Origin of the sequence: Pseudarthrobacter sp. R1 (assembly GCF_024494415.1) — a bacterium.
In the GTDB taxonomy this organism is placed as follows: domain Bacteria; phylum Actinomycetota; class Actinomycetes; order Actinomycetales; family Micrococcaceae; genus Arthrobacter.
In genome coordinates this window covers 185,737-200,822 of record NZ_JAMKFI010000009.1, presented here as the reverse complement: position 1 = coordinate 200,822, position 15,086 = coordinate 185,737, and the positions used below count along the sequence as shown (strand labels likewise).

Annotated in this window: 15 protein-coding genes and 1 pseudogene; 9 read left to right on the top strand and 7 right to left on the bottom strand. The window is 67.0% G+C overall.

The genetic code is table 11. The features are described from left to right. Nucleotides 1-44 precede the first annotated feature (44 nt). The 5 genes from M8J71_RS18180 (at nt 45) to M8J71_RS18160 (ending at nt 3,519) form a co-directional block, all read left to right on the top strand. Nucleotides 45-779: a peptidase E gene (locus M8J71_RS18180; protein ID WP_256249208.1), complete on the top strand. Its 735-nt coding sequence runs from the start codon at nt 45-47 to the stop codon at nt 777-779. Next, entirely contained in the window at nt 772-2,196 is a 1,425-nt protein-coding gene (locus tag M8J71_RS18175) for an amidase (RefSeq protein ID WP_256249611.1), read from the top strand. The genes M8J71_RS18180 and M8J71_RS18175 overlap by 8 nt, the downstream gene beginning before the upstream one ends. Before the next feature lie 111 nt (nt 2,197-2,307). Next, nucleotides 2,308-2,511, top strand: a complete 204-nt coding sequence (locus tag M8J71_RS18170; RefSeq protein ID WP_256249207.1) for a hypothetical protein — start codon at nt 2,308-2,310, stop codon at nt 2,509-2,511. Nucleotides 2,512-2,657: 146 nt separating this feature from the next. After that, nucleotides 2,658-3,017, top strand: a complete 360-nt coding sequence (locus tag M8J71_RS18165; RefSeq protein WP_256249206.1) for a hypothetical protein — start codon at nt 2,658-2,660, stop codon at nt 3,015-3,017. Between the two features lie 82 nt (nt 3,018-3,099). After that, on the top strand, nt 3,100-3,519 hold the full coding sequence (locus M8J71_RS18160; protein WP_256249205.1) for a lipopolysaccharide assembly protein LapA domain-containing protein: 420 nt from the start codon (nt 3,100-3,102) through the stop codon (nt 3,517-3,519). Between the two features lie 39 nt (nt 3,520-3,558). On the opposite strand, the gene M8J71_RS18155 is transcribed toward M8J71_RS18160, so the two are convergent. The 3 genes and pseudogenes from M8J71_RS18155 to M8J71_RS18145 form a co-directional block, all read right to left on the bottom strand. Continuing rightward, nucleotides 3,559-5,067 carry an acetyl-CoA carboxylase carboxyltransferase subunit alpha/beta gene (locus tag M8J71_RS18155; RefSeq protein ID WP_256249204.1) on the bottom strand — a complete coding sequence of 503 codons (1,509 nt, stop codon included), beginning with the start codon at nt 5,065-5,067 and terminating at the stop codon, nt 3,559-3,561. Nucleotide 5,068: 1 nt separating this feature from the next. Beyond that, on the bottom strand, nt 5,069-6,280 hold the full coding sequence (locus M8J71_RS18150; protein ID WP_256249203.1) for a CaiB/BaiF CoA transferase family protein: 1,212 nt from the start codon (nt 6,278-6,280) through the stop codon (nt 5,069-5,071). 54 nt (nt 6,281-6,334) lie between these two features. Then, nucleotides 6,335-7,698, bottom strand: a pseudogene (locus tag M8J71_RS18145) (SLC13 family permease). Between the two features lie 135 nt (nt 7,699-7,833). Between M8J71_RS18145 and M8J71_RS18140 the strand changes: the two are divergent. Next, on the top strand, nt 7,834-8,532 hold the full coding sequence (locus M8J71_RS18140; protein WP_256249202.1) for a FadR/GntR family transcriptional regulator: 699 nt from the start codon (nt 7,834-7,836) through the stop codon (nt 8,530-8,532). A gap of 207 nt (nt 8,533-8,739) precedes the next feature. Continuing rightward, nucleotides 8,740-10,191 carry a purine-cytosine permease family protein gene (locus tag M8J71_RS18135; RefSeq protein ID WP_256249201.1) on the top strand — a complete coding sequence of 484 codons (1,452 nt, stop codon included), beginning with the start codon at nt 8,740-8,742 and terminating at the stop codon, nt 10,189-10,191. Between the two features lie 76 nt (nt 10,192-10,267). Here M8J71_RS18135 and M8J71_RS18130 read toward each other — a convergent pair whose 3' ends face one another. Together M8J71_RS18130 and M8J71_RS18125 are read right to left on the bottom strand one after the other, a co-directional pair. Then, on the bottom strand, nt 10,268-10,822 hold the full coding sequence (locus M8J71_RS18130) for a DUF4190 domain-containing protein (RefSeq protein WP_256249200.1): 555 nt from the start codon (nt 10,820-10,822) through the stop codon (nt 10,268-10,270). Nucleotides 10,823-10,880: 58 nt separating this feature from the next. Further along, the gene (locus tag M8J71_RS18125; RefSeq protein ID WP_256249199.1) at nt 10,881-11,336 is read right to left on the bottom strand and encodes a LysE/ArgO family amino acid transporter; all 456 of its coding nucleotides are present in this window, start codon (nt 11,334-11,336) and stop codon (nt 10,881-10,883) included. A 38-nt stretch (nt 11,337-11,374) separates the two neighbouring features. On the opposite strand from M8J71_RS18125, the gene M8J71_RS18120 reads away from it, so the two are divergent. Next, nucleotides 11,375-11,737: a LysR substrate-binding domain-containing protein gene (locus M8J71_RS18120; RefSeq protein WP_305479956.1), complete on the top strand. Its 363-nt coding sequence runs from the start codon at nt 11,375-11,377 to the stop codon at nt 11,735-11,737. Here M8J71_RS18120 and M8J71_RS18115 read toward each other — a convergent pair. Next, the gene (locus M8J71_RS18115; protein WP_256249198.1) at nt 11,697-12,623 is read right to left on the bottom strand and encodes an NERD domain-containing protein; all 927 of its coding nucleotides are present in this window, start codon (nt 12,621-12,623) and stop codon (nt 11,697-11,699) included. The two genes, M8J71_RS18120 and M8J71_RS18115, sit on opposite strands and share 41 nt — an antisense overlap. 245 nt (nt 12,624-12,868) lie before the next feature. On the opposite strand from M8J71_RS18115, the gene pgm reads away from it, so the two are divergent. After that, the gene (gene pgm / locus M8J71_RS18110; protein ID WP_256249197.1) at nt 12,869-14,533 is read left to right on the top strand and encodes a phosphoglucomutase (alpha-D-glucose-1,6-bisphosphate-dependent); all 1,665 of its coding nucleotides are present in this window, start codon (nt 12,869-12,871) and stop codon (nt 14,531-14,533) included. Here the strand turns inward: pgm and M8J71_RS18105 are convergent. Continuing rightward, a complete protein-coding gene (locus M8J71_RS18105) occupies nt 14,530-15,021 on the bottom strand; it encodes a 2'-5' RNA ligase family protein (RefSeq protein ID WP_256249196.1) in 492 nt (163 codons plus the stop codon). The genes pgm and M8J71_RS18105 overlap by 4 nt on opposite strands. Nucleotides 15,022-15,086: the final 65 nt, after the last annotated feature.

Genomic DNA, 15,086 nt, shown 5'->3' with positions numbered 1-15,086 from the left:
GAAGAACTGCAAGTTAGGCTACTCGGAAGACCCTAGGAGGAACCTTGCCTGCAGAGCAGCCCACCATTCTGGCAACCTCGGGCGGCTTCAAGCCCGGCAGCCGCACCCGACTCGAGTTTGACCGGTTGCTGCACCACGCCGTCGAACTATCCGGCGTCAGCGGCCGGGCACCAAAGGTGACGCACGTCGGCAGGGCCGCCGGCGACCAGCGCGCCTGCAACGCCGAAATGGATGAGGCGTCGCGGCAGGCGGGATTCGACTTCAGCCACCTGAACCTTTTCACCATGCCCAACCACGCCGATCCCGAGGCGCACCTGCTGGCCCAGGACGTGGTCTGGGTGAACGGCGGCTCCGTGGTGAACCTGCTGGCGGTGTGGCGGGCCCACGGCCTGGAACACATGCTGCATAAGGCATGGCAAAGCGGTGTGGTTTTGGCGGGCGTTTCTGCCGGGTCCATTTGCTGGTTCCGGGGCGGCACCACGGATTCCTTCGGCCCTGAACTCCGCGCCGTGACCAACGGGCTGGCGTTCCTGCCCTTCGCCAACGGAGTGCACTACGACTCGGAGGAGCGCAGGCGCCCCCTGGTGCACCGGCTGGTGGCTGACGGGACGTTGGGCGAAACACACTGCACGGACGACGGCGTGGGGCTGGTTTACCACGGCACGTCCCTGATCGAGGCGGTGGCCGAAGCCCGCGGCAAGGGCGCGTATATCGTGACCCGTTCCCAGGACGCAGAGGGCGCCCATGAGGAACGCCTGGAACCGCGGTACCTTGGCTGAGCTCCACGACCTTTCCGCGGTCGCCCTCCGGGACAGCCTCCGTAAAGGGGAGGTCTCGTCAGCGGAAGCGGCAGTCCACTTCCTGGGCCGGATCGAACGGCACACTCCCTTGCTCGGGGCATTTGTCACGGTGACGGCAGAGCAAGCCATGGACACCGCCCGCGCGGCCGACACGCTCCGGAGCAGCGCCCCTGTTGACGAACTGCCACTCCTGCACGGCATGCCCCTGGCGTTCAAGGACCTCACAGACGTGGCCGGCGTGGCGACCAGCCACGGCAGCGCTGCCCTGGAACACAAACCGGCAGTCAGCGACGGACCGCTGGTGGCTCACCTTCGGGAAGCGGGCGTGATCTGCCTGGGCAAGACGCAGGTGCCCGAATTCGGACTGACTGCCTACAGCGAAAACCGCGTGGCGCCGCCGTCGCGCAATCCCTATGCTCCCAGCAGAAGTTCAGGGGGATCCTCCGGCGGGAGCGCCGCTGCGGTGGCCGCCAAACTTCTTCCGTTCGCACCGGGCACGGACGGCGGCGGCTCCATCCGCATCCCTGCCGCCGCCTGTGGTTTGGTGGGCCTGAAGCCGGGGCGCGGCCTGGTGCCGGCCGGAGAGAGCCTGGGCGACCCCGCACGGTTGGTGGTGGCAGGTCCCCTTGCCCGGAGCGCCGCCGACGCCGCACTGATGATGGATGCGCTTGCCTCCTCCCCCGCGGATACCAGGGATGGCGCCTACCTCGCGGCTATTGAACAGGAGCCGCCGCGGCTGCGGATCGGCGTCACCCTGGACAGCCCCTGGTCCGGCACCTTCCCTTTTACTCCGGACCAGGAGGCGCTGGACGCGCTCCGGACCGGGGAGGAACTTCTGGAGCACGCGGGCCACACGCTCAGCGATGCCACCATCCGCTATGACAACCGCTACCCTGACGCCTTCACCACCGCCTGGACGGCTCCGGTGGGCGCGGCCAGGATCAGCCCCTACCGCGAAGCGCTGCTGGCGCCGCTGACCCGGACCTTCCGGCGCAGGGCCCAACAGCGCAGCGCGGCGAAGCTGAATGAAGCGCTGGCCTTGCTGCGGCAGTTCCAGCGGGACACGGTGACGCAGTACGCGCAGTGGGACCTGATGCTGATGCCGGCGCTTGCCCAGACACCGCGCCCGGTGGGCTGGTTCACCGGGACAGCCCATGGTGATGGCCGCTGGCCGTCGGCGCAGTGGGCAGGGGATGCCGACGGCGACTACCGGAAGCAGTGCGAGTTTGCGCCGTGGTCCTCCATGGTCAATGTGTGCGGGCTGCCCGCCATCACCGTTCCGGTGCATTGGACAGGCGGAGCTCCGGGCCAGGGGTTGCCCATGGGAATCCAGCTGGTGGGGCCAAAGGGCTCCGAGGGCCTCCTGCTGCGGGTGGCCTGCCAGCTGGGGTTCTAGCGGGTGGGCAGCAGCCCGCAGCGCCGGGTAATGCGGGATTGCCTGCAGGGTGTCGACTCTTTGGCGCATCGGGAGGACGATTAAGGGGCAGTCACGAGAAGGAGGTCTGCGATGTGCTATTCATCCAGCAAGGACTTCGGGTGGGGCGCTAAGAAGGAAACCCACCGTCAGCCTGAAGCCAAGCAGGAAACCCCGGTGGAAACTCCGGAGCAGGAAGTCAAGGCACAGGATTACGCGTTCTGGGCCTTCCCCAACTGGCGCAGGACGCCACGGCCCAGCACCCCCTCCGGCGAACGGAGCAGGGAACGGGTCTGACACAGTGCCGGCCTGGCGGAATGCCGGTCCGGCGCAGTGCCAAAGTCCTCGGAAGGGCCTCCCGCAAGGGGCCCTTCCGTTGCGTGACGGCTCGGTCACGCAGGGCCGGCCCGGCGGCGGGGCGCCCGTTGCCGGAGAATGGACGCATGCCCGGTTTCTACGTACACGAAGCCACCCTCCGGCTTGGCACCGGCGCCGACGCGGCGGCGCCAGGAGCTGCGATCACGGTAGCCCTGTGCGGCAGCTGGGAGCATCCCCCGCCGTGCCCGCTCGCCGCCCACCACACTGCCGTCCAGCAGGAGGGACAGTCAGTGAGGCTCCGGACAATCTTCGCAGCCGATCCACGGCAGGAAGCCGAGGTCCGCCGTCGTATTGACGCTGCGCTTGCCACAGGAGCACAGGCCCGCCCCGACGGCGCCCTGTCCCGGTGGACGCTTCTGGGGACCGTAGCTGCGGAGCTGACCAAGGCGGAGCACGAGCACGCGCGACGAATCGCCGGCAGTTAGCAGGCGTGGCGTTGTGCCAGGCGAAACTTCCCGGCTAAGGTGGCATCATAAGCATGCTTAGCATCCTTGGAAGGGGCCGTGAATGAGTGCTGGACAGTACACGCCGGGGACCGACGGACCACTGGAGCCGCGCGACAACGGCACCCCGCCGGCTGACCGGACCGGCACGCCGGGGGTACCCGCCGCGCGCCCCGCAGACTCGTCCCCTGGCGCCACGCCGCCCCCAGCGGGTGCCGGCGAGCCCAGGGTGACCCGCGCCGGCGTGGTGTGGGCGGCAGTGGTGGCCGCCCTGGCGCTCCTGATCCTGCTGATCATCTTCATCCTGCAGAACCAGGACCTCGTGCTGGTCAGGTTCCTGGGCTTCGAAGGAAGCCTGCCACTGGGCATGGCACTGTTTATCGCCAGTGTGACCGGCGGGGTCCTGGTGGCCGCGGCAGGCGGCGCGCGCATCCTCCAGCTGCGTGCCAACGCCCGCCGGGCGCGGGCAACGCAGCGAAGGTAACGCTCCGAAGCTTCATAAAGAGCGGGTAGCCCACAAGGTTCATAAACTCCCGAGGTTGCGGTACTTCCCCGCCCGCGCTGCCACCAGCTCCGGCACAGCGGTGCCCGCAACCGATCCCAGCTCGTATTCAATGGCGAGCGCCATCCGCCGGCAAAATTCCTGCGGTTCCAGGGAAGCGTCGTCCCGCTCATCCACGATGTGGTCCACCAGTCCGTTGGCGTACAGGGAAGCGACATTCACACCCTGCGCCTGTGCCATGGCGGGAGCATACGAGGTGGTCCGGTGGACAATAGCGCTCGCGCCCTCGGGAGGCAGCGGTGAGAGCCAGCTGTGCTGCGCCGCGATGGTCCTGTCCGCGGGCAGCAGGGCCAGGGCCCCTCCCCCGGCCCCCTGGCCCAGCAGCACCGAAACAGACGGCGCCTCCAGCCCGATGAGCTCGTGCAGCGACCGCGCGATCTCACCAGCGAGCCCGCCTTCCTCCGCCTCCTGGGACAGGGCCGCGCCTGCGGTATCGATGACGGTTAGCAGCGGCAGGCGCAGCTCCTCGGCCAGCTTCATGCCGCGCCGCGCCTCCCGCAGTGAGGCTGGACCCATCCCGGCGGCGTCCCTGCGCAGCGGACGGGCATGCCCCAGGACGATGCAGGACTGCCCGCCGAACCGGGCCAGGGCAAGCAGGAGCCCTGGGTCCTTCTCCCCCTGCCCTGTCCCATTCAGCGGCAGGGCGTCACCCGCACCAAACTTGAGGAGCTGCCGCAGGTCGGGCCGGCGGGGACGCCGGGAAATTCCGATGGACGTCCACGCATCCACGGAGGCCGGCCGGACAGCCAGCGTCTCCGGGGCTTCCGGGCGGGGGCCGCGCCGGGCGCAGAGGATGTCCAGGGCCCTGCCCACGAGTTCGGCGAGGTCAGCAGGCTCCACAACGCCGTCGATCAGCCCCTTGTTGAACAGGTTTTCCGCCACCTGCACGTTCTCGGGAAATTGTTCGCCGTGCAGCGCCTCGTAGACGCGCGGGCCCAGGAATCCCAGGAGCGCAGCCGGTTCGGCCACGTTGATATGGCCCAGGGATCCCCACGAGGCCATCACGCCCCCGGTGGTGGGGTGGCGCAGGTAGACCAGGTACGGAAGTCCGGCCTGGCGGTGTGCCCGCACGGCCCCGGTGATCTTCACCATGGACAGGAAAGCCAGAGTGCCCTCCTGCATGCGGGTGCCGCCGGACGCCGGGCCGGCCAGCAGCGGAAGCCCTTCCGCGGTGGCCCGCTCGACGGCGGCCACTATCCGCTGCGCCGCCGCGTGGCCGATCGATCCCGCCAGGAACGAAAATTCGCTGACGATCACTGCAACCCGGCGCCCCCGGATGAGTCCGGCGCCCGTCACGACCGATTCGTCGGTTCCGCTGCGTTCCCGCGCTTTGGCCAGGTCGCGGAAGTACTCCTCAGACAGGGGAGGCTCCTGCGCAGGCGTGTCCCAGGAGACGAAGGAGCCTTCGTCCACCACAGTTTCCAGCAGTTCTGCGGCGCTAAGGTGCCTTACCTTTTCGGTTGTCGGCATGCTAGGCCACCTGCCCGGCAAGTGAAGCCAAGCCGAGCCATTCGCGAATCGCCTGCCCGTCCTCGTCCAGCAGCGGCGGCGCGTCATGCTCGGTGACGGTGGTTTCCGCAGCATCGCCCGGGGCAAAGAACCTCAGCGGCGGGCCCGGCAGGCTGACCTTGCCGAGCAGTGGGTGGTCCACATTGACCACGAGGCCTTGGGACGCCACCTGCTCCCATGCGTACACCTCATCAAGCGAACGCACCTTGCCTGCCGGGATCCCGGCGTCGTTCAGTTTCTGCAGCAGCTCCGCCGCCCCGTAGTCCGCGAAGGCGCGTTCGACGGCGGCAATGACGCCTGCGCGGTTCCGCACCCTTTCGGCGTTGCTGGCAAAGCCGGGCGCCGCCGGGTCAAGATTGAAGGCCGCCGCGAAGGAGAGCCACAGCTTTTCGCTGCCGACGCTGATCTGCACGCTGCCGTCCTTGCAGGCAAACAAGCCGTAGGGCGCGATGGACGGGTGGTGGTTTCCCTGGGCCCTGGGAACTTCCCCCGCCACCGTGGTGCGGGTGCCCTGGAAGGCGTGGACTCCGATCAGTGATGCCAGCAGGGATGTGCGCACCACCTGCCCGTGGCCCGTCCGGTCCCGTTCAACGAGGGCTGCCAGCACCCCGAAGGCACCGTTCATCCCGGCGAGGAGGTCCGCGATGGGGACGCCCACGCGCTGGGGGTCGTTGGGCCCTGAACCGGTAAGGGACATCAGCCCGGCCTCGCCCTGGAGGATCTGGTCGTAACCGCTCCGCTGCGACTCGGGACCGTCATGGCCGAAGCCTGTGATGGAGAGGATGACCAGCCGCGGGTTGAGCTCGTGCATGGCCGCGGGCGAAAAGCCGAGCCGGTCCATGACCCCGGGGCGGAAGTTCTCGATCACCACATCGGCGTGTTCCAGTAGTCCGCGCAGCACCGCCTGCCCGTCGGCGCTCTTCAGGTCCAGGCTGATGGATTCCTTGTTGCGGTTGCAGGACATAAAGTACGTGGACTGCAGATCGTCCTCCGGGCCGACGAAGGGGGGACCCCAGCCGCGCGTGTCGTCCCCGGTTCCCGGGTTTTCCACTTTGATGACCCGGGCGCCCAGGTCCGCCAGCATCATGCCGGCGTGCGGGCCCGCGAGTGCCCGGCTCAGGTCAACCACAAGGTGGCCGGAAAGGGGGCCTCGGGTGTTCTCGGTTCTGCTCATGCGCTGGTTCCTTTTCTCATACAAGCGTGAAGTGTGTGGCGGCGTCCCGGCCAGCTACAGCCAGCCGGGGACGACGAGCGCCAGCCAGGCCAGGGCTGGGCCGGCAACGATCACGATGCCGCTGTAGCCCAGGATCTTTTTGTAGAACCGGTCCTTGTCCACGCCTTCGGGAGCGTGGCCAGGACCAGGGCCCCGTTGGTGGAGAAGGGTGAGACGTCCACGATGGTGGCCGAAACGGCCAAGGCGCAGATGACGCCGACGGCTCCGATTTCGCCCGTCGAAAGGAACGGCACTGCCAGCGGGATCAGCGCTGCGAGGATGGCGGTGGAGGAAGCGAAGGCGGAGACCACGGCACCGATGTAGCAGATCAGCAGGGCCGCCAGCAGGGGCAGGCCCATACTGGCCACGCCGTTAGAGACAAACTCGATGGTTCCGGCCTCCTCGAGGACCCCGACGAAGGTCAGCATGCCGCAGATCAGCAACACCGTGGACCAGCTGATCTTGTTGACGGCGCCCTTCTGGGCGGCCGGTGAGACCAGGGCCAGGACGATGGCGATGGTGATGGAGACGAACCCGACGTCAACCTTGAACCCGAGGGCGATGACGGCCAGCGCGATCAGGCCACCGATGGTCACCAGCTGCGGGATGCGCTCCGACCGCTCCTTGGTGGCTGCCACGCCGTCGCCTGCGGGGTCGCGGGGGCCGTACATGCCGGAGCCGAAGCCTTTGAAGGACACGTCGCCGGCCTTGGCCCCTACGCTGACGGCCATCCGCGCTTCCGCGGCTTGCTCCACGAAGTGGCTCACCTTGGAGGACAGGAGCGCCCGCCCGCCCAGGACCACAAAGAGCACCAGGGCGATGAGGGTGTTGATGACGAGGCTGGACAGGAACAACGCGGTGGGGCTGAAGGCAAGGTCGGTCTTGGCCAGGATGCCGTTCACCGTGACGCCGTAGACCGCGATGGGCGAGAAGCCGCCGGCCTGGGCACCGTGGATGACCATCATGCCCATCAGCAGCGGGCTGATTTTGTACTTTCCAGCGAAGCTAAGGGCTATGGGGGCAATGATGGCGACGGCGGCGGGAGACAGTGCACCTACGGCGGTTATGACCGCCGTGATGGCGAACATGACCCACGGGATCAGGGCAACGCGGCTTCCCACGAGCTTGACGGCGCCGCGCACTAAGAGGTCGATGGTCCCGTTGTTCTGGGCTATGGCGAACAGGTAAGTGACGCCGACGATGGTGAGGAAGAGGCCGCCGGGGAAGTTGGCCAGGATGTCATTGGTGGACATACCCAGCACCACGGTGCCTAGCAGGAAGGCGCCAACAAAGGCGAGCGCACCCATGTTCAGGGGCAGGACAGTGGCAAGCAGGAACATCGCCGCCAGGATGATGATCGACAAGACAGGAGCGGACATCGTTGGTCCTCCATTGGGGGAAGAAAAGTGTGACGTGAGTTACTGGCTCACTGGACTAGCCTCCTAGACAGTGAGTCTATCTGTCAATAGCCGCTCCCTGTAGTCTTGGGGGAACGACGACGTAGCGAGGGCTTTGTGGAGAAGACATCACGGTTGGGACTGGAGCGGGTTACGCGGCCCCGGCTTTACGAACAGCTGGTGGAGCAGATCCTTGCCTACATCGAATCGGCCCAGCTCAGGCCTGGCGATCTCCTGCCGGCCGAACGGGACCTCGCCGAGCGCCTCGGTGTATCCAGGGCGACCCTTGCCCAGGCCCTGGTGGCCCTTGAAGTCCTGGGCGTCATCGACGTCCAGCACGGCACGGGCGCGGTCCTTGCGCGCCGGCCCAGTGTTGCGTCCGTGATCAAGGGGTTGCGTGAGCACCGGAGCCGACTGCCGGAGATCGTGGAGGCGCGCAGCACCTTGGAGGTCAAGCTTGCTGCGCTCGCGGCGGCCCGACGCACGGAGGCTGACCTCGCTGCTATCGACGAGGCTCTGGACGTCATGGCCCGGGAGATCAGCGACGGCGACCGCGGCACCCATGGCGACGAACTTTTCCATCAGGCCATCACGGCTGCGGCCCACTCCTCGGTGCTGGCGCAGCTCATGGCATTTATCGCGGAAATGATCCTGGAAACACGGATGGAATCGCTGGGCCAGCCGGGGCGGCCCGAGCAGTCCCTTGCCTCGCACCGCAAGATTGCCGACGCCATCCGGTCCCAGGATGCGGAAGGGGCAGCAGAGGCCATGCTGGCCCACATCGAGCTCGTTTCGGACGTGGAACTGCTCCGCTAAACGGCGCCCGCCCGACCCCGGAGAACTCATCCCCGGCCAATGGTCAATTCCCCCCGGAATACGCGGGAATAGCCCACTCGGAGGGAAATTTTGCGCCGACACGCCGGGCTGTCTGGAGTACGGGACAGCCGGACGGTATTCCGTGTTCTTATCGGGCCGTAAACCCAGTGTGATGGAACCTACGTTTTATCACCCAAGGAGTTGGCCATGGCCGCAACAAGCAGTGCCGTAGAGGCACGTTCTATTGAAATGATTCCGCCCGGCGAGCGCCACGGCCACCCGCGGGGGCAGTTCACGCTCTGGTTCGGCGCCAACGCCCAGATCACCGCCATCGTGGATGGCGCACTCGCCGTTGTTTTTGGCGCCGATGCCTTCTGGGCCATTGTCGGACTGCTGGTCGGCAACGTCGTGGGCGGCGCGGTGATGGCCCTCCACTCGGCGCAGGGCCCCAAGCTGGGTCTTCCGCAGATGATTTCCAGCCGGGCGCAGTTCGGCGTCTACGGGGCGGTGATCCCCCTGGTCCTGGTCATCCTGATGTATATCGGGTTTGCCTCCACGGGCACCGTTCTCTCGGGCCAGGCCATCAACCTTATGCTTGGCGTGGAGGCTCCCGCCGTCGGCATCCTGATCTTCGGCGCGGCCACCGCGCTGCTGGCCATCCTCGGCTACAAGTACATCCACGCCCTCGGCCGGATCGCCACCGTAGTGGGACTGGCCGGGTTCCTGTACCTGACGGTCGCCGTCTTCACGAAGTTCGACGTCACCCAGGTGATGATGGTCAAGGGCTTCGAGTGGCCCACGTTCCTGACCGCCATCGCCCTCGGCGCCGGCTGGCAGCTGACGTTTGGCCCCTACGTGGCGGACTACTCCCGGTACCTGCCGGTTACCACGTCCGAACGCAAGACCTTCTGGTACACCTTCGCCGGATCCGTGGGCGGCGCGCAGTGGGCCATGACCCTGGGCGCGATCGCCGGAGGCCTTTCTGCTGCCAAACTCGGCGGCGACTTCCTAAAGAACCAAGTGGGCTACATGGGCGACCTTGCCGGCGGCGGCCTGATCGCCATCTTCATCTACTTGGTGATCGTCACGGGCAAACTCACCGTCAACTGCCTCAACGCCTACGGCGCCTTTATGTGCGGCGTCACCATCAGCACTGCCGTCAACCGCAGGGATTCCGTGTCAAGGACGCTGCGGATCGTCTTTATCATCGCGGTCATCAGCGCCAGTGTCCTCATCGCACTGTTTGCCAGCAAGGACTTCCTGAACCTCTTCAAGAACTTTGTCCTGCTGTTGTTGATGGTGTTCACGCCGTGGTCCGTGATCAACCTCGTGGACTACTACAAGATCTCCCGGGACCGGCTGGACATCCCGGCGCTGTACAACCCGGACGGACGTTACGGCCGCTGGAACGCGGCGGCGCTGGCATCCTATGGAATCGGCGTCGTGGTCCAGATCCCGTTCCTCGCGCAGGCGCTGTACACCGGCCCCGTCACCAAGCTGCTGGGCGGCGCCGACATCTCCTGGCTGGTGGGGATCGCCGTCACCCTTGCCATCTACTACCCATGGGCGAAGGCCACCAACCGTGCGCCCGCCGAATCAATCTATCCGGCCGGCCCGGCGGAGGAGGACGTTCCGCTGGCAGCCGCCGGCAAAGCCTAAAAACTGAAGATGTCCTATCACCTTTGGTCCCCAAAACCGCCTCTTGGGGACCAAAAGTGATAGGGCATCCGAGGGCTCAGAAGGTGTTCGTCGACGTGGTGCTGGCAACGGCCAGACCGATAATGAGCAGCAGCCAGAACGCGCCGTAGCCCAGCAGGCAAAGGTACCCGAGCACCAGGCCCGTGATGGACATTCCTTTGCCCGAGGGCTCGCGCTTGAGCGCCATGTGACCGGTGACGATCGCGGCGACCTGCGGCAGGAGGAGGAAGCCCATAATCACCGACGCAATGCCGCACACCATGCTCGCGATACTGAGCGTCTTCGGCTCGGCAGGCCCGCCGTAATACCCGGGCTGGCCGTAGGGGCCAGCGGCTTGGCCGTAGGAGCTGGGTTGGCTGTAGGGACCCTGGTTGTACGCGGCTGATGGCTGGCCATAGGGGGCACCATACTGGCCGGAGTCTCCATAGTGGCTTTGCCCGTAGCCGCCCTGTCCATGGCCGCCCTGCCCGTACTGCTGCTGGGTCGGGGGCTCCGCGCCGTAGGGCGGGGCGAACCGCGGTGGTTCGAAGCCCGACGGCGGGTTGCCGCCAGGGCGTTCGGATTCAGGCCGCTGGGAGGGCTGGTCAGTCAAGGTTTCCCCCTGTGAGTTTTGATTCCCAGCCTACCGCTGAAGCGCCGTCCGGAACCGGTCAATGCACTACAAGCCTGATGGCGAGCACCAGCATCAACATCCCGATGGCCAGGTCCACCCAGCGCCAGGTCCGCGGGCTGCTGAGGACCCCCGCCAGACTCCGGGCCCCATACCCCAAGGCGGAGAACCAGAGCACACTGCCGGTGACGGCGCCGCCCGCGAAGACCCACCGGGTCCCGGGGCCCTGCTGGTTGGCAAGGCTGCCCAGCAGCACCACCGTGTCCAGGTACACGTGGGGGTTCAGGAAGGTCAGGGCCACCGCAGTGCCGACCACCGAGTGCTTCGATCGCGGAGGCTGTTCGGTCAGCGAGGAGGGCTTCAACGCCGCGATGAAGGACCGGACCGCAAACCAGAGCAGGTATGCAGCCCCGCCCCAGCGCAATATCTCCAAGGCCTCCGGAAAGCGCGTGACAAGAGCCCCCATGCCGGCCGTGCCGCCGAGGAATAACTTCATGAACTTAGTTCAACGCCAAGGACACCCTCCAGCGTCAGCTGCTTGATGCCAAAGGAATTGACCCGCTTCCGCCCACCCACACCGTTCCGTCCTCGGAAGGATTCCTCGCCGCTGTCAGGGCCGGGCTGGGGTGGGGAATGATCCCCGAACTGCAGCTCACCGATGAGATCGCAGAAGGGACCCTGGTCCGCCTGGAGGACAGCCACCAGGATGTCCCCCTCTACTGGCAGTCCTGGACGCTGGACTCCGAACGGCTCAACCGCGTCACGGAGACCGTCCGGCAGGCCAGCAGCCAACTGCTGGTTCCGGCCCGCTCCAGGGCACGCACGGAACAACCGCCGTCACGGCCGGGCCGTGGGGCTAGTACCCCCAGTACGGCAGGATATAAACGGCGAAAATGACGAACGCGGCGAGCAGCGCCAGGCGCCCCGCACCGGCTCCGGGATGCTGGTGGGCCTTGGCGTTCCGGCCCTGCCGCACCCCGGCTGCCTTGAGGTGGCGGCCCGCCGGATGCCGGGCCAAGCTCCCGCTCCGGGTTGAGGTGTTCCTGCCCGTTGCGGGACCGGGGCCACCTTCGGAACGGGAATCCTCAGCCGTTGCCCGTCCAGTCGCATCCTCAGCCGCTGGACCACGTGGCGGCAGGGCACCCGTTGGCTGGACCACGGTCCCTGGCCGGACGTTCCGGAAAGCTGTAATCCCGGGCTGCTGTTCATGCGTAAGCTGCTGGCCGAGGTGTGCGTAGATCCCCACTACGGTTTGTTGGTCCAGCACTGGCGGGAGCGATTCGATGGCACCCACCACTCGCTGGGCACCCGCTACGGCGACATCGGAGTTCGTCACGCCAAAAAGGTCCGGCTGCGCGGCCATGCAGATGAGCGGCCGCACCAGCCGGCGGTGCGGCGGGGCCATCACGGAGGCGACGGCCGCGCATTGGGCCAGTGCACCTTCCACGGCCTGGGTCCGGGCGTAGCGGCCCTGCCACAGCACACCCGAGGAGACTTTGACTTCTCCGGTCCAGTTCTTGGCGTCCACCACCACCACGCCCCCCGGCCCCACCAGGACATGGTCCAGGTTGGCCTTGGGCCGGCCCGGCCAGTGGACATCGTGCAACACGTACCAGCCGCGCGGCACCAGTTCGCTCAGCTTCTCTGCCACCACGTGCCCTCCGACGGCACCGGCATCCCAGGCCTGGGTGGAACGTTCGGCCTGGTCGAGCCGGCGCTTAAGCCTGGCAACCCTTTCCGCAGCCAGCCTGGCCTGCTCCGTTGCCCCGTCCCCTGCCCCCATGGCCGCCCTGCTTCCCTTGCCGGAGGACGACGGCGGAAGGCCGCCGTCGCCCTTTGCTTACGGACATTCCGCCCGATTTTTCGAAAGTAACAGGGCGCGCAGGCGGCGGTATATAAGTACTTTGCGGCCCCGGTACTCAGGTCCGCTACTTGGTTGATGACGTTCTTCCGTCACAGGGCGGGACACAGTGGCCGGATTATGGACGGATCGTTTTGGCTGCGGCCCGGGTCTGGCATGCTGGTCCCATGGCTAGCCGCGCGGGTACAGTTGCCCAACCCCAGGACCTTGTTGACATCACTGCGCTTCTCGACGCGTATTACGACATCACGCCGGATCTGGGTGACCCCGGCCAGCGCGTGGCGTTTGGCACCTCGGGGCACCGCGGTTCCAGCCTCAATGCCTCATTTAACGAAAAGCACATCGTCGCCATCACCCAGGCAATCGTGGAATACCGGGCCGGGCAGGGCATCACAGGCCCGCTGTTCCTGGCCAAGGACACCCACGCCCTGAGCGAGCCGGCGCAGAACTCCGCGCTCGAGGTGTTGGCCGCCAACGGCGTCCAGGTCCTCATCGACGCCCGCCACGGCTACACCCCCACGCCGGCGCTGAGCCACGCCATCCTCACGTACAACAGGAACGCCGGTACCGGGGCTCCGCAGGCTGACGGCATTGTGGTCACCCCCAGCCACAACCCCCCGGCCGACGGCGGCTTCAAGTACAACCCGCCGCACGGCGGCCCGGCCGATTCCGATGCCACCGGCTGGATCGCGAACCGCGCCAACGAACTGCTCGAGAACGGCCTCCGGGGCGTCAAGCGCATCCCGCTGGCCGACGCGCTGGCGGCTGACACCACGGGCAAGTTCGACTTTCTCAGCAGCTACGTGGACGATCTCCCCTCCGTCCTGAACCTGGACGCCATCCGCGACGCCGGCGTGCGGATCGGCGCGGACCCCATGGGTGGCGCCGCGGTGGACTACTGGAGCGAGATCGGTGAGCGCCACCACCTGAACCTCACCGTGGTGAACCCGAGCGTGGATCCCCAGTGGGCGTTTATGACGCTGGACTGGGACGAGAAGATCCGGATGGACTGCTCCTCGCCCGCCGCCATGGCCTCGCTGATCAAGCGGATGTCAGACGCTTCATCGTCCGGCCAGTCGGCCTTCGACATCGCCACCGGCAACGACGCCGACGCGGACCGCCACGGCATCGTCACCCCGGACGGTGGGCTGATGAACCCCAACCACTACCTCGCCGTGGCCATCGACTACCTGTACCGCAACCGCAGCGGCTGGAACCCGGAGTCGGTGGTGGGCAAGACCCTGGTGTCTTCCTCGATCATCGACCGCGTGGCAGAAAGCTTGGGCCGCAAGCTCGTAGAGGTCCCGGTGGGCTTCAAGTGGTTCGTGCCGGGCCTGCTCTCCGGTGAGGGCGCCTTCGGCGGCGAGGAGTCGGCCGGCGCGTCCTTCAACAAGAAGGACGGCAGCGTCTGGACCACGGACAAGGACGGCATCCTGCTGGCCCTGCTGGCCTCGGAGATCACGGCTGTCACGGGCAAGTCCCCGTCCCAGCTGTACAAGGGCCTGACGGACCAGTTCGGTGCGCCCGTTTACGCCCGCATTGACGCTGCAGCCACGCGCGAGCAGAAGTCGGCACTCGGCAAGCTGTCGCCGTCGGACGTGACGGCAACGGAGCTGGCCGGCGAGCCGATCATCGCCAAACTCACGGAAGCACCCGGCAACGGCGCCTCCATCGGCGGGCTCAAGGTGGTCACGGAAAACGCCTGGTTCGCCGCCCGCCCGTCCGGCACCGAGGACGTGTACAAGATCTACGCCGAGTCCTTCAAGGGCGGGGATCACCTCAAGCAGGTGCAGGCGGAAGCCAAGGCCCTGGTGGACGGCGTCATCGCCTAGCCGGGCACTTCGTCCAGGCTCCACAGCCGCAGGACGCGCCGGACGGTGCGGTCACCGTCCGGCGCCATGTCCACCAAGGCGATCCGGTCGAGTACGACGGCGTCGCCCGGGTTCAGGCGCTTGGCCCCGTGGTGTGAAACGTGCGGCCGGTAACCCGACATCGTGTGGGCCGGCGTGAGGATCTTGCCGCCAAGGCTCTCGGCGGCGGTGACCAGCTGCTCATGCAGGGCCTGCAGGTCCGGCTGAGGTTGGATGAGGCTGACGGGAACCGAACCGTTCCGGCCGAAACCGGCGTCCTCCCCCACCGTGAGGCGGGCGCCCAAGGCTGCCCCGGCGTACGGTGCCGCGAGGACTGCCGCCCGTTCGGCTACGTCATCAGTGCCGACGTCGAACCTCACAAGCGTGATGTGCAGGGGCCAGTGCGTCCGCGGGAAAACCAGCCCGTCCGCCACGGGTTCGACGAAGGCAACCAGGATGAGGTTCCGCATCTGCCCAGTCTCCCACCACACCCCTCCCGCTCCGCCCCCTTCCAACGCTCTCTCACTTAATGCGC